The organism is Pseudomonas rustica, assembly GCF_018336155.1.
GTDB classification, from domain to species: Bacteria; Pseudomonadota; Gammaproteobacteria; order Pseudomonadales; family Pseudomonadaceae; genus Aquipseudomonas; species Aquipseudomonas rustica.
In genome coordinates this window covers 19,770-43,976 of the sequence record NZ_JAGYHF010000007.1, presented here as the reverse complement: position 1 = coordinate 43,976, position 24,207 = coordinate 19,770, and the positions used below count along the sequence as shown (strand labels likewise).

The following is a 24,207-nucleotide window of genomic DNA, read 5'->3' as shown; positions in this document are numbered from 1 at the left end:
CAACTCACGGCCCAAGAGAGGCCTGAACACACAGGCCGCGCGTCCGCGTGTTCCATGACAGCCGAGTCTTGTGGGAGTGGGTGTAATGGCGTCTTCTGATAGCCCGATCAATCCTGTCGTGGAGCTGGCGCTCGAAGCGCCGAAAGTGCCCGTCATTCTCAAGGATGAAAACGGTCAGGAAAGCCCTGAAGGCCTGTTACCAAGAGACGCGTTGAGCGGTGACCTGGTTGTCGTTGTTCCCAATTGGAGCGCCGCCTTCACAGCACCGGAGCCGCTTTACATCATCGACATCAGCTGGACGCTGGAGGGAGGGCCATTTACTTCTGTGTTCCGTGATGAATACGAGGAACCGGGGGATAAAACCTTGAAGGTGCCTCGTGACAAGCTGGATCAGGGCACCTATTCCCTGTCGTATCGGGTCAGTTATGGCGGCAATCCTTTGTACTCGGCACTCAAGCGTGTGACCGTCGACCGATCCCCGCCCAACGACAATCAGGAACCCGTTCGACTCGATATGCTCGATGTCCCGGGCGTTATCACCGATGACTACCTCACCCAACATGGCAAGGTGGAGTTTCAAGTACCGCTGTACGTGGATGCCAAAGTCAGGGATCGCGCGATTTTTTACTGGTCGGATGACCCGACCCCGCCCGATTCTGAAATTGAGATCGGCGAGAAGACATTCAATCAGCAGGACATTGATGACAAGCGATTGATCATCACCGTACCCGAATCGGTAATTCGTCAGCGGGGTGCCGGGCAGCGTTATGTCTTTTACCGATTGCGCGACTGGGTGGGCAATCGAGGGCCGCGTTCGACACTGTTAGCGGTCAGCGTCGACTTGAGTGCGGCGCCCGGTAATCTCAAGCCACCACGAGTGCCATTGTCGGTGCGCGGTTTGCTCGACCGCCAGCACGCCCGGGAAGGGGCAGTGGATCAGGGCGCCGTGACGGTCGAAATCGACGAATATGACGATGTCGCTGTCGGCGATCAGATTCTGATCAAGTGGAACGGCCATGATCTCGGTTCGGTTGATGTCGATCCTGACGGGTTTCCACTGAAGACCACCGTACCTTGGGCGACCCTGATAGATGACGGTCTTGGGCCAGCGCAGGCGACCGTGCTTTATCGCGTGCGCCGCGGTGGAACGTTGACCCTGCCGTCCCCCGAAATAAAAGTGCCGTATAACTTTACGGTCGCCGGCCAGGATCACGACAGCGCCCCGGCGCTATTGAACCCCACCTTGGCGAAACTGCAGGTGTATGGCGCGGTATCGAATCAACTGAATACGCTGTTGCCTGGCGATTTCGGCAAGCCTGCCGAGGCGCGATTGACCCTCTACGACAATCCGCTACCGGGGCAGAAAGTCTTCCTGTATTGGGGAACGATCCCGAGCCCGGTCGCTGAGTACGAAGTCAAGTCGGGCGACGTGGCGGGGAAAATCATCCCGTTGAGCATCGCCTGGGAATTCATTGAGAAAGACAAAGTAAACCCTGCGCTGCCGACCTGGTACACCACCAGCAACGGCGTCAATGAGCAATTGGCGCAAGTGACGCCGCTCAATCTGGCCATCGTGGTCATCGACAATTTGCCGGAACCGGTTTTCACCCATGCCGATCGTGATGGCGTACTTCATTGCTGCGCCCGACCCCGTTTGTGGGAAGGGGTATGGGTGCATATCAAAGGCAACGCGGCGTTCGCCGAGAACGATGTCGTCGAACTGACCTGGCAAGGCTGTGCCAATCAGAATGGTTCTTCACCGATTGCAGGTACCGATGATTCATTTGAAGTCACGCTGACCGCGGATCAGGCGCGCGATGGATTTGATGTGCATGTCAGTGACTATCCGCGACTGATTGCGCCAATGGTCGATAACGGTTCGGCGTTGTGTCGGTATTACTTGAGAAAACACAGCGGTGGGCTTGGCTCATCCAAACCTGACTTCGTGATTATTAATCGAACCATGCCCAGCGGGGTGGTCTGTGGCCCCGATAATGATATTTGTCAGGAATAAGCTGTAGTGGCTGTAAGCGAAGAGTGAAGTAAAAACTCATTGTAATGATCGTTGTGGTTTCTCGATTTGTTTTTGCAATGTTGTTTGTAAATGGCATCAGTGCCCACGTGCTCTGGCAAGGATCCTTATTGTCCGGTGCCAGTCAATCAAGTTGCTCAGAGGATAATCAAGATGACTGTTATTCAATCGTTAAAACCGGCGGAAAATCGTGCGCGTTATTTTAGTGTTCTGCGACGCAGTGTTAAAACTAACGCTGCGCCGCCTGCCATGCACGCTGATAATCTTTTGCTGCCTAATGAAACCGATGATTTTCCTAATCAGTTGCATAGCAGCTTTCAAGGCTTCCCGCTGAAAATTGTGATCCCACGCTTTAGTGAGGCAGAAGATCCTGGGGCCGTTGCGGGTTTTTTGCATTTGACATGGGATGGCACTCCGGTGGGTGACAGGGAATTGTATGTAACTCCCGTAGATCCATTAATTACTGAGTTTGTTCTGGTACTGCCTGAGGGGCTCTCGGCACAACCCGGTACTCATGAGTTGAGTTATATCCTGAATCACGGTGGTAATAAGCCACTTGTCTCCAAGCTGATTGTCAATATTGATAACCGCGCACCGCTCCCCGTCGGTAAGCCGCAAGTTCCACCGGAGGTTGAACGCGACGGTATTACCAAGAAGTATCTGGATGACAACGATGGGAAAGTGGTGGTGACCGTCCCCCCTTATGGGGAAAAAAAGATTGGTGACGTCATCGAATGCTTCTTTGGCAAAAGTTTGCCACTGGCAGTGTTGGTCGGCAGAAAAACATTGACCGAAGCCGATTTGCCGCTACCCATTACCTTCGACCTTACCGCTGATAAAATCGGAACAGAGGAAGGGGTCAAGTCGCTCTTCTACTACATCGAAGATCGCAAGGCTAACAAGAGTTCACCGTCGGCTTTTACCGAGCTCAGTATCACCCTGACAGATCCCCCTGAAGGTTTGCTGGTTCCGTATATTCCCCTGTTTGATGACGATACCGCCCCAAAGCTGGTGGATCTGGCCGATGCGCAAGTCCCTCTGGGTGTGGGGATTTTGGCTGAATACACCAATTATCTGGAAGGGGTCGATGAACTTGAGGTGACGTTCGACGGTAAGAAGTTACCGGCGCTGAAAATCAATACCTTTCCGTTCTTTATCAACGTTCCTTACAATTATGTGTTTAACGGTGACTTGGGTATAAAGACAGTACCCGTCAGTTATCAAATTATACGCAATGGTGCGCCCCATCCACGAGTGCCACTCACTAAAGACGTGGACGTCGATCTTCGTCGTCCAGGTGTTGGCGAGGGCGGAGAGAATCCAAATCCGACACTTGCGTTGCCCGTTGTAAAAGGCGCTGTGACGACCGGTAATAATATTCTGCGAGCGGAAGATGCTAACGCAAACGTGACTGTTAGTTTTGCGGTGTTTGACGGTGTCAAAGCGAATGATGAGGCTACGCTAATTTGGAAAGGCGTTGAGCTTACCGACGCGCAGGGCGGCTATAAAAAACTGACGGGCACTGAAACCGGTAACTTGCAGTTCAATGTGATTTGGGACGTGGTGAGTGATGCCGGTAACGCAAAAGCACTACCAGTCACTTATAAAATTACCCATCCTCTTAACGGCAACGCTGAATATTCCCGGCCACAAGACGTCGATGTTTTAATCAGGCCCGGTGTGGTGCCCGAGTTGAAAATTCTGCACCTTGATCCAGACTTTACCGACTGGTTTAACTGCCAGTCCCTAGTGCCCGATACTCTGTTGGTGAGATGTGCGGAAGTGTCTGTTGGGCCAGGTGAGATACAATTGGCGGATCAGGAGCTGGAGTTTACTTATCAGGGCTATTCAGATGCTGCGGGTACGACGGTGATACCGGACACACTTGAGACGGTTAAATACACGCCGACTCTACAGGAAGCGACGGCTGGTTTTATCGTAAAAATCCCATATCAAAAAATCATTGCAACGGTAATTCCTAATTTGCCCGCTTGGGGGGCGGTTACTTATAAGGCAATCATCGACGGTCACCCAGCAAGCGCTGATCGGCATTTGGTCAGAGTTCATGTGAAAACGGGTGATGGCAGTACTTGCGAAATTTGAGTGGTGAAATGAGGGAGGCTTGACTGCCTCCTTTTCTTTTTGCGAAAGCTGTTTTCCTGATTTAAAAAAGTAGGACTTTTCCATGCGTCTATTAAGACTTTTCCTACTTTTTTACCTAGGCGAAGCCATTACCGTACGCCCGCATTTGCGCTATCGCAGCGGTAGTGGTGTGTGATTTTTTTTCAGGTGATCAAATTATGAAGATGTTTCGTCTATCACGTGTTGGCGCTACACCCCTAAGGGGGCTTGGCGTAATGTGTTGCCTGCAGGCGTTGATGTTGCCCGGGGATTACGCACAGGCGGCGACTATTGTTGATAACGCCACGCTGGACATCAACTCATCGGTCCCCGCGACTGACTATCTTGTGCGTAACAACGGCGTGTTGAATGCTAGCGGTGCCAACACACGATCGATTACTGCCCAGACCGGTTCGACACTGAATATCAGTGGCACTACGGTTGTCGGCAACGCTGGCAATGAAGGTGTCGTGGTCACCAGCAGCAAAGGCACCGTTGATCAGACCAGTATCACCAGTGATGACATCGGCCTGGCCGTCAACCGTTCCTCTGTCGCAGCGGGTGGTTCCAGCGTGACGGTGTCCAACAGCCGGATCACAGGGGATGTGGCGGGTGCTCAGGTTACGGGGTTAAGCACCCTTTCACTGATCAATACGCAAGTTACCGGCGCTGGCGCCAATGGCATTGGCGTGAACATTCTGGGCGGCGAAGTGAACGCCTCCGCAGGCACGCACATTACTGGGCAATCGACTGGCGTGCGGATCGTCAATGACTCGGCAAACGTTGGCGCTCGCACCTTGTCGCTGGATAACGCAACGGTTCAGGGCGTGGACGGTTCAGCGATCCTGGTCGAGCGCGGAACGCAGGCCATCATCCATATCCTCAACGGTTCCACTCTGCTCGCCGGCAATAACATCTTGCTCGACATCCAGGGCGCTTCGGCCGCAACCGTGGCTGTTGCCGGCAGCAGCCTTACAGGCAATATCAATTTCGCCGGCGGCAGTAGCGGTGATATTTCCTTCGAACAGAGCCAAATGATGGGCGACGTGTTGGTCAATGGCACCTCGACCACAACCCTGAACCTTGCGGGCAGCAGCAATCTTTCAGGCAATATGCGGATCACCGATGGCAGCACCGGTCATCTCAACTTCGAACAAAGTACTATGACCGGTGATGTACTGGTCGATGCATCGACAGCAACCGTGAACCTGGGCTACGGCAGTGCGCTTGAGGGCAACGTCAATGTCTCGGGGGGCAGCCTCGCCGATCTTGCCCTCGATCAAAGTCAGATGAAGGGCGACGTGATTGTCAATGGCGCATCGAGTGCCAACTTGAGCGTGGCAGCAAACAGCGCGCTGACCGGTAAAATCGATATCACTGGCGGCAGCACCGGCCACCTCAATTTCAATCAGGGCCACATGGCGGGCGATGTGCGGGTCAATGAATCGACAGCCACCATCGCGTTCGCCAACGGCAGCAGCCTGGAAGGCAACGTAAATTTCACGGGTAACAGCGTTGCTGAACTTAGCTTTGATCAGAGCCAGATGAAGGGCGACGTACTGATCGATGGCGTTGCCTCCACGCCCCTGAAGTTCACTAATCAAAGTGCCCTCAACGGTAACGTCGACATCGCCAACGGCAGCCGTGTTGACCTTGGCTTCGACCAAAGTCAGATGACCGGCGACACCCTGGTCAAAGGTGCCTCAACTGCAAATCTGAACGTGACCGCCAACAGTTTATTGACCGGCGCAGTCGACATCGCCGAAGGCAGCACGGGTAATCTCAACTTCAATCAGGGCCACATGGCGGGCGATGTGCGGGTCAATGACTCGACAGCCACCGTCGCGTTTGCCAACGGCAGCAGCCTGGAAGGCGACGTGAATTTCACGGGCAACAGCGTTGCTGAACTTACCTTTGATCAGAGTCAGATGAAGGGCGACGTACTGATCGATGGCGTTGCCTCCACGCCCCTGAAGTTCACTAATCAAAGTGCCCTCAACGGTAACGTCGACATCGCAAACGGCAGCCGTGTTGACCTTGGCTTCGACCAAAGTCAGCTGACCGGCGACACCCTGGTCAAAGGTGCCTCAACTGCAAATCTGAACGTGACCGCCAACAGTTTATTGACCGGCGCAGTCGACATCGCCGAAGGCAGCACGGGTAATCTCAACTTCAATCAGGGCCACATGGCGGGCGATGTGCGGGTCAATGACTCGACAGCCACCGTCGCGTTTGCCAACGGCAGCACCCTGGAAGGCGACGTGAATTTCACGGGCAACAGCGTTGCCGAACTTAGCTTTGATCAGAGCCAGATGAAGGGCGATGTGCTGATCGATGGCTTGCCCGACACGACGGCCGTGAACTTTGCCAACAACAGCGTACTCACCGGCAATGTGAACATCGCGGGCGGGAGCAACGTCGATCTGCGCTTCGATCAAAGTCAGCTCACCGGCGATGTCCGGGTCGCCGGGAACTCGACGACGCAGATGGCGCTGAACAACAGCACGTTTCTCGGCAACCTGAATATCAGCGATGACAGCACCGCCAATCTGACGCTCAATCAAAGCCAGATGACAGGTGACGTACTGGTCGATGGGTTAAACACCACTGAGTCGGTCACCCTGGAAAATCAGTCGCAACTCACCGGGCGTCTCGACAAGGTCAACAGCGTTAACATCAAAAGCCAATCAAACTGGACGCTGACGGGTAACGACAACATTGGTACGTTGGGCATGAATGGTGGCAGCGTCACGTTTGGCGCTGCCGAGGCAACCAGCACTTATTACACACTCAACGTCGGCACGTTGGCAGGTACCACCGGTACGTTTGTGATGAAGGGCGATTTTGTCAGCGGCGAGAGTGACAAACTCATAGTGGCTGGACAATCGACGGGGAATTACGGGCTTGCCGTCGCGGCCTCCGGGCTGGATGCGATAGCCCCCGAGCAGGTTGTCCTGGTGCGCACCGGCACCACCGATGGCGCCAGTTTTACGTTGGCGGGCGATCGTGCGGTGGATCTCGGCACCTGGTCTTACAGTCTGGCCAGTCGAACCAATGCCGAGGGCGGCAAAGAGTGGTACCTCGATCCGACCACTGAAGTCATCAGCCCCGGTGCTCAGTCGATTCTGGCCTTGTTCAACACCCCGGTCACCAGTTGGTATGGCGAACAGTCGTCACTGCGCACCCGCATGGGCGAGCTGCGTCTTAACGGCGGACAGTCCGGCGGCTGGATGCGCACCTACGGCAGCCAGTACAACGTCGCTGATGGCTCGGGCGTGGGTTATCAGCAAAACCAGCAAGGGATCTCGCTGGGCGCCGATGCGCGAGTCGGCGACAGTCAGTGGCTGGTCGGTGTGCTGGCGGGGACGAGCAAGTCGGATCTGAATCTCGATCACGGCACCACGGGCACCGTAAAAAGCTACTACGTCGGGCCCTACTTAACGTGGATGTCCGACAAGGGCTACTACTTCGACGGTGTGCTCAAGTTCAACCGGTTCCGTAACGAGTCCAAGGTCAACCTCAGCGATGACACCCGCGCCAAGGGTGATTACGACAACTGGGGCCTCGGCGCTTCGGCGGAATTTGGTCGGCAATTCAAACTCGCCGACGGCTACTTCGTCGAACCGTTCACCCAATGGTCTGCGGTGCAAATTCAGGGCAAACGCTACACCCTGGACAACGACATGACAGCCGACGGCGACACTACGCGTTCCTTGCTCGGCAAGGCGGGCGTTACGGTTGGCCGTAACTTCGAGTTCGGCAAGGCCAGTATTGCGCAGCCTTATCTGCGCATGGCGGTCGCTCATGAGTTTGCGAAGAATAATGAAGTGAAGGTCAACGACAACGTATTCAACAATGACCTGTCAGGCACACGCGGCGAGTTTGGCGCAGGTGTGGCAGTGGCGATGTCCGAGAAGTGGCAGGTGCATGCGGACTTTGATTACTCGAATGGGGAACATATTGAGAAGCCGTGGGGGGCGACACTTGGATTTAGGTTTTATTGGTAATCAGGTGGTTTAGCCTGATAAAAAACCGCTTTTCCTTTAAGGGAACAGCGGTTTTTTTGTGCCGTAAATCATGTTGTGTTCGAACGTGCTCCCTTAACGCTCAAATGTGAAGTGATCGAGTAAATAGGCGTCATTGGCGCCACGAATTTCGATGGCGGTTATTCCGGCGTAGGCACCCTCAATTCTTTCCAGCGTCGATGGGCTTTCTGATTGAGTGAAGGGTTTCGAGCCGAGTAGCTCATTTTTTTTGAAAAAGTAGACCGACGTAGAGTTTTTGGTTTGGTTATACCAAAAGCTGACTTTGGAAAACTCTGCTTTGAAGTCCAGGCGAATGGTGGATTGCACGCCGGACGAGGGTTCAAGAAAAAGCACATTGTTTTCCATCTTTCCAGGCTGAGGTGACGGTTTGGGATAAGGCGGAGCAGCTTTGCTTAATGCAATGACCCGTAATGCAGCTTGTTCTGTCAGCAGACGTATTGTCATAAGCGGAGTTTCGATACTTCCACCGAACCCCACTGACTGTTCCGGGACGTTATCGAAGTTTTCCTGGGGGAGTTCAACGGTAAAGGTGCGTGGAGGGGCGGAGATGTTCCCATCGCCATAGAGTGCGCGCGCGGTGAGGCTGTAACGCTTGACGGCCAATGAGCTCATCACTTTGCTCCAGCTACCGCTGTCTGTGACATCTGCGGTTTCGTGTGAAGCAGTACCATCGAGCAACTCGATCCGCTCTCCTCGGGTTGCTGTCCCTTTGACAGTTACCTGTTTATCTAAAGTCTTGCCGCCCTCAGCGATCAGACCTTTTGAATCATGTACTTCGGTAATCGTTGGAGTGACGTAGTCGTAACGCGTTCTAACGGTCAATTCCAATACCGGAAAAACAATCGCTGCCGATTCCACCGTCCCGCCATCGAAGGCAACCTTGCAGATCACCTTCGCCGACGTGGCATGTCCCAGTTTCACCAATTCGCTTCTGAGTAACCCTGCATTGAGCCCGTTGCCGACCTGCGCATCAGACATTTCAACGCCGTCGAGCAAGATCACTCGATGGTCTGTGCCGGTGCTTGTTTGCCCCTCGAGTGCCAGCCACACGCGTTGTTTGAGCGCAATTAACGGCCAGACAGACACGCGTGTCGTCGCATCGCCAGTAAACGTCGTCAAGTCGAGGACATTGCCCGTTGCCTGTACGACCAGGGGGCGGGGCAGTTCGGTTTCGGGGTTTTGAAATCCCGAGACCAACAGATCCAGAGTTTGCGAAGGGGTTGGCCGTGAATGACGCTTCACTTCGTATTCAACCTCGACGCGCTTGGAGAGGTTGGCAGCGACCACGGTCGGAGGCAGGTGAAACGCGACGCTACCACTGGCGTCGCCTGGCAGTTCCAGGTCGTCGGAAGTTCCCGCGCCCGGCGTGCCAAGCCATTTCAGCCGGATGATGTCTTGATCAGGCTTCATGTCGGGATAGCTGACGTTGATGTCGACACCCTTCAATGCATCCATCGGGTTCAGTGTGCCGTCAGCGGCTTGAATAACGGTCGGTGCAGGCAAAACGCCGACCTGTTCGCCGATGAGCAGGTCGAGCCCCGCCGAATATTCAAACTGGTTTGTGGTTGCCCGCAACAACGTATAGCGCACCCTGATCGATTGCCCGGTATTGGCATGAACGTACCGGGCATCCAGCCGAAATCTCACGGGTTTGCCGATGATCAGGCTGGTAATCGGAACCCAGTCGGAAGTACTGGCACCGGGGCCAGTCCAATAGTAGGTGAGGATGTCATCCTTGTGCGTTCCGGGGAAATTCACCAGTACGGTGACGTTGTCGCTGACGTTGTCAGGGTCGAGCACACCGTTGGTTGCCTCCGGAACTTGCGGCGCCGGCAGTGTCGCGTGAATGACCTGAACCTTGGCCAGCAGCCGATCGGACTCGCTTACGCCATACAGCGTCACGTTGTCATTGCTCACGCGATAGGACAAATCCAGGCTGCCGCCATCAAGCACTTTGATGTGTTGGTTCTTGATCTGAAAAGTAATGAGCTTCGCTTCAGCTTCATTGCGAGTGACCGTGTGTTGTTCTTCATGCGGGTAAGGCACGCCGTCCGCTTGAGTGCCCAGCCAGATCAAATTGATCAAGTCGCCGCTGGCCATGCCCGGATAGCGGATATCCACAGTCGCCAGTGGGGTATGCGGTTCGAGCGTATCGCCGATCAGCTCGCGGATCGTCGGCTCCGGTAGCATCACCACCGCCCCCACCACATCGGCGAACGTGCGCTTGGAGGACAACGGCGGGCCACCACTGTTTTTGCGCAGCACATAAGAAGCATCAGCGCGGCCCATGGCAATGGCGCGGACATCCTCGTAGGGCACGTCTATTTCCACAATGCTCGGGACAGATTCGATCGTGCGCGACTCGCTGTGAATCAGCGGCTGGCCGGTAAACGGCGTGCCGATCCACGTCATGGTCAGCGTATCGCCCAGCGCGAAATCCGTACCCGCTACACGCACCTGAACCGTGACCGGCTGCTTGTTCAGATCCTTGACGGTAATGATCCCGTTGATGGCTTCTTTGATGATCGGCGCGTCCAGCCGCCAGGCACCGGCGTCCACGTCGATGTGGGTGCGCTTGGAATGGCGCACCGCCCAGTTCCAGGTTTCATCGTAAAGGTCGTATTTGATCTCCAGCTTCTTGCCATCGCCGCCCGCCAGAATCGCCTCCTGATCAACCACGATGACGATCGGTTGCAGTCGGTCGACATGCGCCTGCGTGACCCGATAAGGCGTCAGCGCGACACTGCCCCAACGCAGCAAAATCGAGTCACGCAGGGTCATGTCCGGGTAGAACGGAATCGTCACCGGCACACCTTTTTCCGCCCATGCGGCATCGATGACACCTTGGTCGACCAGATCCGGGGGCAGTTGCACAATCTTCAATTCCGAGTGGCCATCCGGCAGATGCGGTTCCCGGTCGCGCCCGCCCGGTCGAAAGAGTTTGACCAGCAATCGCAAGGGCACAGAAGGATCGTCCGGCACCGTTGCGCCGGCGCGAGTCAGTTGGTAATAACACTGCTCGACCCAACCTGAGGCCAGACCATCGACGGGCAGGAAAAAGTACATCGGCTTATCGACGTCGCCGGGCTCGACGGTCTTGCGGAAAATCACTTTGGTTTCCCAATAGATGTCATGGCTGTCGCCAGCGCGCATGCCCAGATACGGATTAATCAAGCAGAGCAAGCCTTCGGCATGGTCACTGACGACGGCAATATTGATCCCGCCATCGCCCTCGACAATCGGCTGCACCATGCCCGCGATCAGTAACGGGCGGAGGGCAAACGGCGCGTTTTGGTCATCGCATGGCGGGAACAGAAAGGGCGAGTGGCTGGGCATGGCAAGCTTCCTTGCTGGGGGAGGGGGCGATCGTTGGCAGACGCGCCGGGTCTTGTGATTGAGCATTACGGGCGGCAAGTTGGCTACTGTCAGATCTGACAGGGGCGGGGGGGTTTGAGACGAACGGTCGGTGGGGTGGCGACGAAGCCTGTCGGACGGTTCGCCAAATGGCATAGGCAATGAGCGCCGTTTAATGTGCGCGTTTAAAAGACACCGGGTGTTACGTCCTGAGGCCCACAAATCGTTGCGCCATTGCCTACGCGTAAGACAGAATCCGCCGGCTTGTGCGCCTGGGGGCAGGTCGGTAACTTGGATCGGGTCACTGATTTCCAGTGATCGGGTTTAGCAGCCCGGCTAGTTATCCGGTTGTACGAGTCTCATCCAGTCAGGCATTCGCCTGCACTTGATGGTGGCTGTGCGCTTGGCACCTTCGGGTGCGCCGGTTTCGGGTGACTGCCGGTCTGCTAACTCGCGTACAGCTGCCACCCTTTCGTTTAGCAGCGAGATGGACGCGGCCTTATTCAGAGGTAAGTCACCCATGTTCAAAATTACGCCAAACCCACCGGCCACCGATCCGGCATCGCCCTACGAATCCCACGAATCAAAGAAATTCCACGAAGCCGCCGAGCGCGCCCTCGACCACTACCTCGGCCCACCCACCGCCGAAATCATGGCTGCACCGTATGTGTCCAACCGTTTGTTCATGGTCAACCCGGCTAGCGCAAACGAACCTCTGTTAGCCGACGCCAGCGAAAGCCTCGGTTCGGCTTGCGTGATGATCAACGACCTGGCCGGGATGTTGGAAGGCACGCATCGCAGGACATTGTTGGGCATTGCGCAAGTAGTGATGCTGGGAGAGTTGGCGGTTAATCAGGTATTGGATAATCTGGTTCCGGTGGATTAATTCCTAGTTGCGGCGAGGTTGTCGGCCTCGCCCCACCGTCCAATGTAAGAGCGGGAAGGTCTTCTTCTAGGAAGTAAATGAGCTCCCTATTATGGTGATCTTTATACTGGTAAATATTTCTCTTTTTGACACGGCTTAACGCGTTAATTCTATGGAGTCGAGAACAAACCCAAGTCGTGCATCAATATCGATTGTTACGCTTTTAAAAGTTACTCGGTTTATACGAGATTCCGAAAATTCGATTTTTGTAGGTGTTGGGCTAATAGTAAGCGTCTCCTGTTTTTTACTTCCGTTTCCGTATGTGTAAGTGATGTGGATCCGGTCGGATTTGTCTGTGCTCGCGCGACAGAGCCAAAATGATATTTTTGAGCACGGAACCTTGATGTCCACTACGCATTCGGCACTCTCCAGTGTTGGTGTTGAGCGTGTTTGCATGTAGTACGCCATGCCTTTCATGGCTGGTGATCTATTAATAATTTCAATCATGGACGCGTGGTGTTGGTCTGGGGGTGAAAACAGTGGAGTGATTCTTATATGTCGAAGCTCAAGTGTTTGACCACTCTGATAATGCTGTGCTTGAAGCTCGTCAAAGTTTTCAAGTAATACCGCATGGGCTACGGTAAATATCCTCGCTGACGACTGCGATTCTGTGCCATACATAGCCTTGGCCGTAATACTGTGCTCCGAAACGCTCAATCCTGAAACCTTAAGCGTCCAGACCCCGGTTGTCGGATCCACGGGCGGCTTGCCTTTAGATGCCGAGCCATCCCTCACATCGACCTTCTGCCCTTTGCTCGCCGTCCCGGTGATCGTCACGCTGGTATCAAAGGTGCTGCCACCAGGTGGAATCTCGACACCCTTGCTGTCCTTGATCGAGGTAATGGTCGGCGTGACCATCGGCGTAACGATGATTTTCCATATCACCGACACCGGATTGCTGCCGTATTGCGCAACAGCGGTAAGGTTGCACTCGCCCTGGGCCAATCCGACCAAATCCCGTTCCCATTTACCTTGAGCATCCGCTGTTGCGAAGCCGCCAGTGCTCACGCTGTTGTTGTAAATCAGGATGGTCTGATGGGGTGTTGCCGTGCCGCCGACCTTGACACTGGACTCAACGGTGAGACCGTTTTGGGGAATGGCGATGCCTTTTGAATCGAGCACCGATGTGATCACCGGCACCGTCGCTGCGGCGACAGTAAAGGTTCGAACAGCTGATTCCGTCTCACTGCCGTATTTGGCTTTTGCCTTGAAGGCGTGAGCGGCAACGGTCAAACCTGTAGCGGTGTAGATCCAGATCCCTTGAGCATTGATCGGCGCCGAGTCTTTTAATGTGGTGCCGTCATAAATATCCACTGCACGGTTCGCCGTACCCGTGCCTGTCAGCGTCACAGTGGTGTCAACGGTGGTGCCGTTTTGTGGGATATCGATGCCTTTGGAATCTTTCACCGAGGTGATGGCTGGAACCAAGGCGTGCGCCACAACAAACGTGCGGGCAGCCGATTCCGGGTTGCTGCCGTAAATGCCTTTGGCGGTCAGGCTGTGCAGCCCATTGACCAAGCCACCAACACCACGTGTCCAAACACCGCTGGCATTAACCGCAGCAGTGCCTTTGGGGGTCGCCCCGTCGAAGATATTGACCTCCAGACCCGCCGTGGCTGTACCGGTCAGGGTGACGCTGTCATTGGTAATGGTGGAACCATTTGGGACTTCTTTGCCGTAGGGGTCTTTAACTGAAGTGATCGTGGGTGTGGCGAGCGCTGCAACGGTTAAGGTGCGTGCCGCCGACACCGGCCCTGCGCCATACTCTGCTTTGGCGGTAAAACTGTGCGCCGCAATGCTCAAGCCAGAAACCGTCAGTGTCCAGATTCCGGTCACCGGGTTTGCAATAGGCTTGTCTTTGGGGATCGTGCCATCCCTCACATCGACCTTCTGCCCTTTACTCGCCGTCCCGGTGATCGTCACACTGGTATCAATGGTGGTTCCGCCATGAGGAATCTCGACACCCTTGCTGTCCTTGATCGAGGTAATGGTCGGCGTGACCATCGGCGTGACGATGATTTTCCATATCACCGATACCGGATTGCTGCCGTATTGCGCAACAGCAGTAAGGTTGCAGTCGCCCTGGGCCAGTCCGACCAAATCCCGTTCCCATTTACCTTGAGCATCTGCTGTTGCGAAGCCGCCAGTGCTCACGCTGTTGTTGTAAATCAGGATGGTCTGATGGGGCGTTGCAGTGCCGCTGACCTTGACACTGGAATCAACGGTGAGACCGTTTTGGGGAATGGCGATGCCTTTTGAATCGAGCACCGATGTGATCACCGGCGTCACCAGTGCCGCGACATTAAACGTGCGCGCCGCCGATACCGCTCCGGTGCCATATTCTGCTTTGGCGGTAAAACTGTGCGCCGCAATGCTCAAGCCAGAAACCGTCAGTGTCCAGATTCCGGTCACCGGGTTTGCAGGCGGCTTGTCTTTAGAGATCGTGCCATCCTTCACATCGACCTTCTGCCCTTTGCTCGCCGTCCCGGTGATCGTCACGCTGGTATCAATGGTGGTTCCGCCATGAGGAATCTCGGCACCCTTGCTGTCCTTGATCGAAGTGATGGTCGGCGTGACCATCGGCGTGACGATGATTTTCCATATCACCGACACCGGATTGCTGCCGTATTGCGCAACAGCAGTAAGGTTGCAGTCGCCCTGGGCCAGTCCGATCAAATCCCGTTCCCATTTACCTTGAGCATCTGCTGTTGCGAAGCCTCCAGTGCTCACGCTGTTGTTGTAAATCAGGATGGTCTGATGGGGTGTTGCCGTGCCGCCGACCTTGACACTGGAATCAACGGTGAGACCGTTTTGAGGGATTGCGACGCCTTTGGAGTCGATCACCGAGCCGATCACCGGTTTCACATCCTCCACAGCCTTGACCCTGTAACGCTTCACCGGCGCGACAATCGCATCCGCCTCAACCTGGCTCGACGTCAACGCAGCCTTGAAATGGAGTTCCAGCTCCGTGCCATGTGCCAGATCCTTAAAATAGGTATAAGGCACCGGCTGATCATATTTACCCCCATTGATCCAGGTCTGATTAACCGCTGCCCCCGGCACTTTCCACACCACATGGTTATGCTCGCCACCCTGCGCGTTCTTTCCCTTGAGCGTTAACCAGACAGGTTGGCCCGACTTGATAAACGCCCACACGCCCGCACGTACGGTGGCGCCCGTCGTAACTTTGCTCAAATCCAGTTCAACGCCATCAGCCTGCAAGATAGATAGCTTGTCCAGCTCCGTCGCTGGCAGTGGCGTCATCGTTACCGTCAACGGCAGCGACGGAATTTTGTTGCTGCCCAGCGTCACTTCGTACGTGAGCGTAAACGTTGTTGAACCATTGCCGATGTTCGCGGCGATGGCATCCGGTTCAATCAAAAACTCGATGCTGCCACTGCTTGAACCGAGTTTGGCCGGAATGTTCGGCGAACCGGCACCAGGTTTGCCGACCATAGTCAGTTGGATGGAATGGCCGTCGTTCATTCCCGCGTAAGCCACGATAACCTTTGCACCCGTTTGGGCATCGAGCGGTGCCAAAGTCACACTGGCACCGCTACCCGTAGCCTGTGGAAGTCGAGCGATCGGGAGTGGATTTTCCAGCGCGTTGCCAACCCTGAACTCCAGCGCATTCGAATAACTCGTCCCACCCGCCGCACGCTTGATGAGGTACTTCGCCAATACCGTGCCGCCGTTGTTGCCGCTGATGAACTCAGCATCAATCCTGAACGGAACCGGTTTGCCCTCAGTCAAAGACGACAGCGTGATTCCGTCCGTTTTCGTGCCGGTTTTCGAACCGATCCATTCGTAAATCACCTCGTCATTCTTGACCGTGTTGAGGTAGTTCACCGTCAACGTTGTACCGGCGGTGTCGCCGGGTAATGCCCCGTCGATCACGCCTGCCACCACGGGTTCGGGCAGTTCCAGGCGTGGCTCGCCGATCTGCAGAATATCGGCGTGAATGGATTCGCGGATGGCGTGGGTGGCGTTGACATGGTTCATCGCGCCGAGCGCGGCGTCCTCGATCAGCAACTGATAGTAGAGCTCCAGTTTGCCGCCGTTGATCGGCGTCAAATGCGCGCCGTCGATGGGGATCAGCAGCGGTTTGCCGGCACTGATGTCGCCCGCAGTGAGCGGGTACAGTGGCAGTTCCGGGAGGTAAGGGGTGAGTTCCGGCCGGGTGCCGAGCCAGAACAGTTTGATTGCCTGGCCGTCAGCAAACGAGGCGTCGAACTGAATCTCGATGCGCACCTGTTTCAACGTCGGGTCGAGCGCGCCACTCACTGCGTCCAGTGCTTTGGGGGCGGCCAGGCGTTTGATCGCGCCGATGGCGCTGATGAACTGTGATTTGGAAGGCATGTCGGGCGCGCCGCTGGCCTTTTTCAGGCGATAGGACAAGGCGATCTGGGACTTGGCCATCTGCCGCAGCACGGCGTTGGCGATGGGGATTTCGGCGGTGGTGGGCACGCTGGTCAGCGGCTCGCCGGTGAACTCGACATCGATCGGCAGGCCCTCCACGGGTGTGCCCTTGACCCGGATGATCGGGGTATCACCGGGCTGGAACGATCCACCGGTCGTGACCCAGACCTGCGCGGTGCCATTCGCATCGCCCAGTTGGTCGATGTCGAGCACGTTGCTTTGCGCTTCCTTGAGAATCGGCGCTTCCAGCCTGCTCGCGTCGATCGCGACCACCACCCGTTGTGCCGCGCTCCAGTCCTCGGAGCGATTGTCGACCTTGTCGTAGACCTCGAAGGCCACGGACAAACCCACCCCGTCAGAATCCCCGGCCTCACGAATGACCGCCTCGCTGACGTGCACCACCAGCGGCACTTTGCCGTCCGCCTGATCCTGAGTCAGTGGCGCGCTGAGCACAAACACACCGCCCCAACTCACTTGAATCACATCACCGGCGGCAATGTCTGGATACGACTCGATGGCGACCGGAACACCGGCGGCCACGTTGTCCTTATCAATGCCGCCGTCGAGGATGTCCTGCGGCAAGTGCATGATCAGCTTGGAGTGGCCGGGATCGTTGTTGTCGTCATGACCACCAGGGCGGGTGAGTTTGACCAGTACCTGCAAGTCCTCGGACGTCTCCCAGGTCTGGCCGAGGCGCTTGACGCTGTAATACCCGACGGCCCGGCCTTCCGGGATGCGCGCCGAAGGCACGAACATTTGCAGCGTCGTGTTGACGTCCGCCGGGCCAACGGTTTTCTGCAGGACTTCCACATCCTTGTTCCAGAACACCTTGATCTGATCGCCAATTCCCATTGACGTCCACGGCCCGGCGCGGCAGAGCAGGCCTTGGCGCGGGAAATTACCCAACGCCGCCGCAATATTGAGGCCCCAGACCTTTGGTGACTCCGACACCGGCCCGGTTTTGCCGGGGATATCGAGTTGGTCGAGGATTAATGTGTCGGCGTCGGGAAGGTTGGGGGTAAGCATGGACGGCTCCGTTGAGCGGTGAGGCAACGGAGTGATTTATGGCTGGAAACGGGTGTGGCGTCACCTGTCAGATCTGACAGGGTAGGGTGGTTTCAAGACGAACGGTCAGCGGGAAGCCTCAGCGCTTGGGAAGGGTCTTCTGTCGCAAAATATAAACCGTCACCAACACCGCACTGGTCAACATAAACCCGCGCGCCCACGGCATTGGCACCAGATAACACGAGAACAGAATGCTCGCCCACATCAGCCCGATCGCGTAGACCTTGCCCTTGAGCGGAATGCCGTTGCCCTCCAGATAGTCACGAATCCATGGCCCGAGCCGAGGATGCTCGACCAGCCAGCGATAGAAACGCGGCGAACTGCGGGCGAAGCACCCGGCGGCCAGCAGGAGGAACGGTGTGGTGGGGAGAACAGGCAGGAAAATACCGATCACCCCCAATGCCACGCTGAGCCAGCCGATGGCCAGCAGGATGTAGCGCAGCATCAGGGAGCGGTTGCCTATGGGGTTGTCCATAGGCCGGATCTTAGTGGTGACGTGGCTTGAGGATCGCCGGTTTTTCGTCTGGCGCCTGGCACAGCAAGTACAGCGCGGTCAGGGCTTCCGGGATCTGCACGATCATGTCGTCCATCAGGTTGGCGTCTTTGGCGATGTCTTCGAACTCAGGCTGCTCGTCGAACAGGCCCGAACCGACCATGATCGGCAGAAGCATTTCGCTGACTTCTTCTTCAGCGGTTTCGAACCAGGCGGCTTCGCGCAGGAACACGCCTTCCATGAAACCGATGCACCAGCCGCGCAGTTCGGAATCGTCCGGATCTTCGCCCAGATCCAGTTCGCATGGCAGCTCGAATTCTTCATCCGACGCCAGTTGACGGGCGATGTGCGCCTTGAGGCCGATCAGTGTGGCTTCGATTTCTTCGCGCTGGGCTTCACCGCTGTAGTGCGGCTCTTCGGCGAACAGTGCGTCGATCCACTCGCGATCCGGCACAACGTCCGAGCAGATCGACAGGGCGGTCAGGTAGCCGTGAGCGGCCACGTAATCCAGCGCCTCGTCGTGCAGCTCGTCGGCGTCGAGGAAGACTTGCAGGCGGGTTAGTTGCTCAGCGAAGGACATTACGGGGCTACCTTGGGGGAATAAACAATGCGGGAATTCTAGGCCTTCTTGCGCGCTCAAGCCAGCCGCACGGCAGATTTGCCGGGCAGAACACGTCACCTGTGGGAGCGGACTTGCTCGCGAAGGCGGTGTGTCAGGCACTTTTACATTCACTGATCCACCGCCTTCGCGAGCAAGCCCGCTCCCACAGGGTTCGGTGTGAAGCCAATTACAGCGTGTGTCTTATCAGCGGCACCCTGTGCAGGGAAGGCCTCGGGTATACTGCCGCGTTTTGCGATCCCTGCCCGCATTGCGGCCGTCATGCAATGCGTTCTTACGATTCTGCGGTGCAGCTTTGCCCGTCATGAACCAGCCTTGCAGGGATGTTTTTGTGATTTTTGGAGTTTCTATGCTCGAACAGGCTCAACGCGTCCTCAAGGACATCTTCGGCTACGACAGTTTTCGTGGCCGTCAGGGTGCAATCATTGAGCGCGTGGCCAGCGGCGGTGACGCACTGGTTCTGATGCCTACCGGTGGCGGCAAATCCCTGTGCTTCCAGGTGCCGGCGCTGTTGCGCGAAGGCCTGGCAGTGGTGGTCTCGCCGCTGATCGCGTTGATGGACGACCAGGTCGCCACCCTCGAAGAACTTGGCGTCGCGGCGGCAGCGTTGAACTCGACACTGAGCGCCGAGCAACAACGCGATCTCGCCGCGCGGATCAAACGTGGTGAAGTGAAAATGTTGTATCTGGCGCCCGAGCGTCTGGTGCAGCCGCGCATGCTGTCGTTCCTGCAGAGCCTGGACATCGCCCTGTTCGCCATCGACGAAGCGCACTGCGTATCGCAATGGGGTCACGATTTCCGCCCGGAATACCTGCAACTCGGTCAACTGGCGGAACTGTTTCCCGATGTGCCGCGCATCGCCCTGACCGCCACCGCCGACAAGCGTACCCGCGAAGAAATCGTCACGCGTCTGCACCTGCAGAACGCCGAGCGTTTCCTGTCGAGCTTCGACCGTCCGAACATTTTTTACCGCATCGTGCCGAAAGAGCAGCCGCGCAAGCAGTTGCTGGCGTTTCTGGCCGAGCGACGCAGCGACGCCGGCATCGTCTATTGCCTGTCGCGCAAGAAAGTTGAAGAAGTCGCGACGTTCTTGAGCGAGCAGGGTTTCCCGGCGCTGCCGTATCACGCCGGTCTGCCCAATGATTTGCGTGCCTTCAACCAGAAGCGCTTCCTTAATGAGGAAGGCCTGATCATGGTCGCCACCGTGGCGTTCGGCATGGGCATCGACAAGCCCAACGTGCGCTTTGTCGCGCACCTCGATTTGCCGAAATCCCTTGAAGCGTATTACCAGGAAACCGGTCGCGGCGGCCGTGATGGTCTGCCGGCGGACGCGTGGATGGCCTACGGTCTGCAAGACGTGGTGATGCTCAAGCAGATGCTGCAAAACTCCGAAGGCGACGAGCGCCACAAGCGTCTGGAGCAGCACAAGCTCGACGCGATGCTCTCGCTCTGCGAAGAAACCCGCTGCCGTCGTCAGACCTTGCTGGCGTATTTCGACGAAGACATGCCCGAGCCGTGCGGCCACTGCGACAACTGCGTCGATGGCGTGCAGACCTGGGACGCCACCGAGCCTGCGCGTCAGGCGTTGTCAGCGATTTTCCGCACTGGCCAGCGTTACGGCGTCGGTCATTTGGTCGATGTGCTGTTGGGCAAAGACAATGAAAAAATCCGCAGCTTCGGTCATCAGCATTTGTCGGTGTGGGGCGTTGGCAAGGCGTTGAGCGAGAGCGAATGGCGCTCGCTGTTCCGCCAGTTAGTGGCGCGGGGCCTGGCGGATGTCGATCACGAAGGTTATGGCGGTCTGCGATTGAATGATAGCTGCCGACCGCTGCTCAAGGGCGAAGTGAGCCTGGAGCTGCGCCGCGACCTCAAGCCGCAAGTCACTGCGAAAAGCGGCAGCAAGAGCCCGGCCAGTCAACTGGTGCGCGGCGAAGAGCGCGAACAGTGGGAAGCGTTGCGTGCGTTGCGGCGCAAACTCGCCGAAGAACATGGTGTGCCGCCGTACGTTATTTTCCCGGATTCGACGCTGCTGGAAATGCTCCGCAGCCAACCGACTTCGTTGGCGGAAATGGCCCGGGTCAGTGGTGTCGGTGCGCGCAAACTTGAGCGTTACGGCGATGCCTTCCTCGAAGTGCTCGGTGGCGAGGTCGAGGCGCCGAAAGTCGTGGCCGATGTGCGCCATGAGCTGATCACGTTGGCCCGCGCGGGCATGACGCCGTTGCAGATTGCCGGTCAGTTGCAATGTTCGGAGAAGAATGTTTACACGATGTTGGCTGAGGCGATTGGCAAGCAGCAGTTGTCGCTGGAACAGGCGCTGGATCTGCCTGAAGAGCTGATGGGTGAAGTGCAGGATGCGTTTCTTGATGGCGAAGGTGAGTTGCCGTCGGTCGCTGAGATTGCCGAGTTGTTCGCCGGGCGGGTGCCGGAAGGCGTGTTGTATTGCGTTCGGGCAGCGTTGCAATCGGAATTTGAGATGTAATTTGGCCGTTGCCCCTCATCGGAACGCCGCCCGCCCAGCCCTCTCCCCTAGGGAGAGGGGGCCGACCGAGGTGTCTTGCGTCCTACATCGACCTGAATGACCGAGTCGATTATGAATTCAACGTCGCACTATCACGTCGGCGTAATTCCCCAATATCCCCCAATCAGTCCCCTCTCCCTCTGGGAGAGGGCTAGGGTGAGGGGCTTCAAGATGTAACGATTCAGTACAGAGCGACTCTTGCCTATAACTGCGGCTCATGCTTAGCTGGCTAATAATTAGAAATTCCTTATTTTTCAGACTAACCGTGAGTGTTTTATGCCGTTAACCGATCAACACCGCTTTGGCATGCAGCTGGCCCAAATGTCCCGTGGCTGGCGCGCCGAACTGGATCGCCGTCTCGCCGGGCTGGGCCTGTCCCAGGCGCGCTGGCTGGTGCTGCTGCATCTGGCGCGTTTCGAAGAGGCGCCGACCCAACGTGAGCTGGCGCAGAGCGTCGGCGTAGAAGGGCCAACCCTTGCGCGCTTGCTCGATAGTCTGGAAAGCCAGGGCCTGGTGCAACGCCAGTCCGTGATGGAAGACCGTCGGGCGAAAAAAATCGTCCTTTGCGCGCCCGCGCTGCCGCTTATCGAACAAATTGAAACCATTGCCACGCAGTTGCGCCACGAATTGTTCGAAGGCGTCGACGAGGCGGATTTAAAGGTGTGCATGCGTGTTCACGCGCACATTCTGACCAACCTGGAAAAATCTTGAGGCACAACCCTGTGCCGATTTTTTGAGAGATCGCACTGAGCCGACTATAAGAACTACTGGGCAATATCGTGTTCGTACCGGATGTGCGAACGCATAGAAGTCGGTTTTGCTTATTTAAGGGATGCTCATGCTCGCAAGTTGGCACGTGGTACGGCGCAGTGGCGGCAAATGGTTGCTGCTGGCCGGGCTATTCAGTTACTCGACGTGGTCGATGGCGTTGGGGCTGGGTGACATTACGATCCATTCAAGCCTCAATCAGCCGCTCAAGGCCGATATCGCGTTGGTGGATGTCGGCGGGCTGACGCAAAACGATCTGTCGGTGCGCCTGGCCACGGCGGATGAGTTCGCTGAGGCCGGGGTCGAGCGGGTGTTTTTCCTCAACGACCTCAAGTTCATCCCGATCCTGCATGGCAATCGCCAGATGATCCGGGTGACGTCCAGCAAACCGGTTAACGAACCCTTCCTGAATTTCCTCGTGCAGCTCAATCAGCCCAACGGCCGATTGCTGCGCGAATACACCGTGCTGATTGATCCGCCGGGTACGCCGGGAATCGAGCCGGCCACTGATGAGCCGGATCCGCGTGCGCAGTCCTCTTCGTTTCCATTTGTCGAGCCTGTGACCGCGCCGGTTCAGGCCGCGCAGGGCAAGCGAGAAACTGCTCCGCCGCCACCAACTCCCGCCGCACCGGCCAACGATGCAGTCGCTGAACAGTTAGCCGCCAGCGTGTTGCTCAATCAACAACTGCAAAAAACCATCGAAGAGCAGAACGCCAAGTTGCAGGAGCAACAGGCGCTGATCACCGACGGCAAAAAACAAATGGGCGAATTGCAGACGCGTCTGGCCGAGCTGCAGAAACCGCCGCCAGCTGTGGTGACGCCAGCACCCGCTCCGGTGGTTGCGCCAGTCGCTACGGAAGATGATTCGCCCAACTGGCTGCTGCTCGGCGGATTAGTGCTGTTGTTGTTCGCGCTGATTGGCGGGTTGATCGTGCGCCGTCGCCAACAAACGCCAACCGTTGCCGCGCCGCCGTTGCCACTTGGCGTCGAGCCCGACACCGAGGAAACGCAGAGTCCCGATTCATTCAGACACCACGCCTCAGCCGAACACCGCGAAGAACCCGCAGCAGGCGATGTGTTGGAAGCGGTGGGCATTTATCTGGCGTACGGCCGGCTCGGCGAGGCCGTCGGCTTACTGCGCGATGCCTTGGCCAAGGAACCGGAACGCATCGACCTCGGGGTGCAACTGCTCGAAGTTTTAGGGCGCCAAGGCGATAACGCCGCGTACGAGCAACAGGAAAACCACTTGCGACAGCTTGGAGTCGATGAACACGAATTGCAGGCAGTTCGCGATCGGCATCCGAAGCTGACGAATGTTGCGCCGGTTCTGGTGGCCGCACCGATCGCTGCCGCTCAGCCCGAACCCACGCCGCCGGTGGATGATTTCGAATTGAATCTGGGCGAGCTGTCGATGGATTCCAGTTGGGATCTGCAGGACAACTCTCCAGCGCCGGTTCAGCCATTGTCGGAGGAGTCGGAGCTGGAATGGATTCCCGAGCCGGATGCGCAGCCGCTGGATGATGACTTCCTTAATGAGTTTGGTGATCCGCAGGCGTTGACGCTGGAGCCGCTGGATTTGCAGCTGTCAGAGCCTGAAGTGGAGGAGGGCGCCGGCAAGCTTGAGCAGGCGCAGAACTGCATTGATGATGGTGATATCGACAGTGCAATTGCGTTGCTTAATGAATTGCTCAAGGAAGGCGACGAACCGTTGAAGCAGACGGCGCGGACGTTGTTGGCGGGGATTCGCTGAGCTGATTGATGGGGTGAATGTACTGACGCCTTCGCGAGCAAGCCCGCTCCCACAGGGGGAACGCATTCCAAACTGTGGGAGCGGGCTTGCTCGCGAA

11 protein-coding genes are annotated in these 24,207 nt (G+C 56.8%); 7 read left to right on the top strand and 4 right to left on the bottom strand.

Going from position 1 to position 24,207, the window contains the following annotated elements; all coding sequences use genetic code 11:
- The first annotated feature begins 85 nt into the window (after positions 1-85).
- From KFS80_RS14750 to KFS80_RS26970, 3 genes are all read left to right on the top strand, one after another.
- Positions 86-2,014: a hypothetical protein gene (locus KFS80_RS14750; RefSeq protein ID WP_212545163.1), complete on the top strand. Its 1,929-nt coding sequence runs from the start codon at positions 86-88 to the stop codon at positions 2,012-2,014.
- A 171-nt stretch (positions 2,015-2,185) separates the two neighbouring features.
- On the top strand, positions 2,186-4,135 hold the full coding sequence (locus KFS80_RS14745) for a hypothetical protein (RefSeq protein ID WP_246541863.1): 1,950 nt from the start codon (positions 2,186-2,188) through the stop codon (positions 4,133-4,135).
- 254 nt (positions 4,136-4,389) lie between these two features.
- Positions 4,390-8,160 (top strand): autotransporter outer membrane beta-barrel domain-containing protein, encoded by a 3,771-nt coding sequence (locus KFS80_RS26970; protein WP_246541859.1) that lies wholly within the window; start codon positions 4,390-4,392, stop codon positions 8,158-8,160.
- Between the two features lie 93 nt (positions 8,161-8,253).
- Here KFS80_RS26970 and KFS80_RS14735 read toward each other — a convergent pair whose 3' ends face one another.
- A complete protein-coding gene (locus KFS80_RS14735) occupies positions 8,254-11,535 on the bottom strand; it encodes an Ig-like domain repeat protein (protein ID WP_212545162.1) in 3,282 nt (1,093 codons plus the stop codon).
- A gap of 538 nt (positions 11,536-12,073) precedes the next feature.
- Between KFS80_RS14735 and KFS80_RS14730 the strand changes: the two genes are divergently transcribed.
- The gene (locus KFS80_RS14730) at positions 12,074-12,439 is read left to right on the top strand and encodes a DUF6124 family protein (protein WP_212545161.1); all 366 of its coding nucleotides are present in this window, start codon (positions 12,074-12,076) and stop codon (positions 12,437-12,439) included.
- 135 nt (positions 12,440-12,574) lie between these two features.
- Here KFS80_RS14730 and KFS80_RS14725 read toward each other — a convergent pair whose 3' ends face one another.
- The 3 genes from KFS80_RS14725 to KFS80_RS14715 all read right to left on the bottom strand — a co-directional run bounded on the left by KFS80_RS14725 (position 12,575) and on the right by KFS80_RS14715 (position 19,035).
- Entirely contained in the window at positions 12,575-17,923 is a 5,349-nt protein-coding gene (locus tag KFS80_RS14725) for a hypothetical protein (RefSeq protein WP_212545160.1), read from the bottom strand.
- Positions 17,924-18,041: 118 nt separating this feature from the next.
- A complete protein-coding gene (locus tag KFS80_RS14720; RefSeq protein WP_212545159.1) occupies positions 18,042-18,437 on the bottom strand; it encodes a YbaN family protein in 396 nt (131 codons plus the stop codon).
- A gap of 10 nt (positions 18,438-18,447) precedes the next feature.
- On the bottom strand, positions 18,448-19,035 hold the full coding sequence (locus KFS80_RS14715; RefSeq protein ID WP_053118230.1) for a UPF0149 family protein: 588 nt from the start codon (positions 19,033-19,035) through the stop codon (positions 18,448-18,450).
- Positions 19,036-19,423: 388 nt separating this feature from the next.
- Between KFS80_RS14715 and recQ the strand changes: the two genes are divergently transcribed.
- From recQ to KFS80_RS14700, 3 genes are all read left to right on the top strand, one after another.
- Positions 19,424-21,553, top strand: coding sequence for a DNA helicase RecQ (gene recQ, locus KFS80_RS14710; protein WP_053118234.1), 2,130 nt, complete (start codon positions 19,424-19,426; stop codon positions 21,551-21,553).
- 315 nt (positions 21,554-21,868) lie between these two features.
- Entirely contained in the window at positions 21,869-22,303 is a 435-nt protein-coding gene (locus tag KFS80_RS14705; RefSeq protein ID WP_053118236.1) for a MarR family transcriptional regulator, read from the top strand.
- Between the two features lie 127 nt (positions 22,304-22,430).
- On the top strand, positions 22,431-24,110 hold the full coding sequence (locus KFS80_RS14700) for a motility hub landmark protein FimV (RefSeq protein WP_212545158.1): 1,680 nt from the start codon (positions 22,431-22,433) through the stop codon (positions 24,108-24,110).
- Positions 24,111-24,207 lie beyond the last annotated feature (97 nt).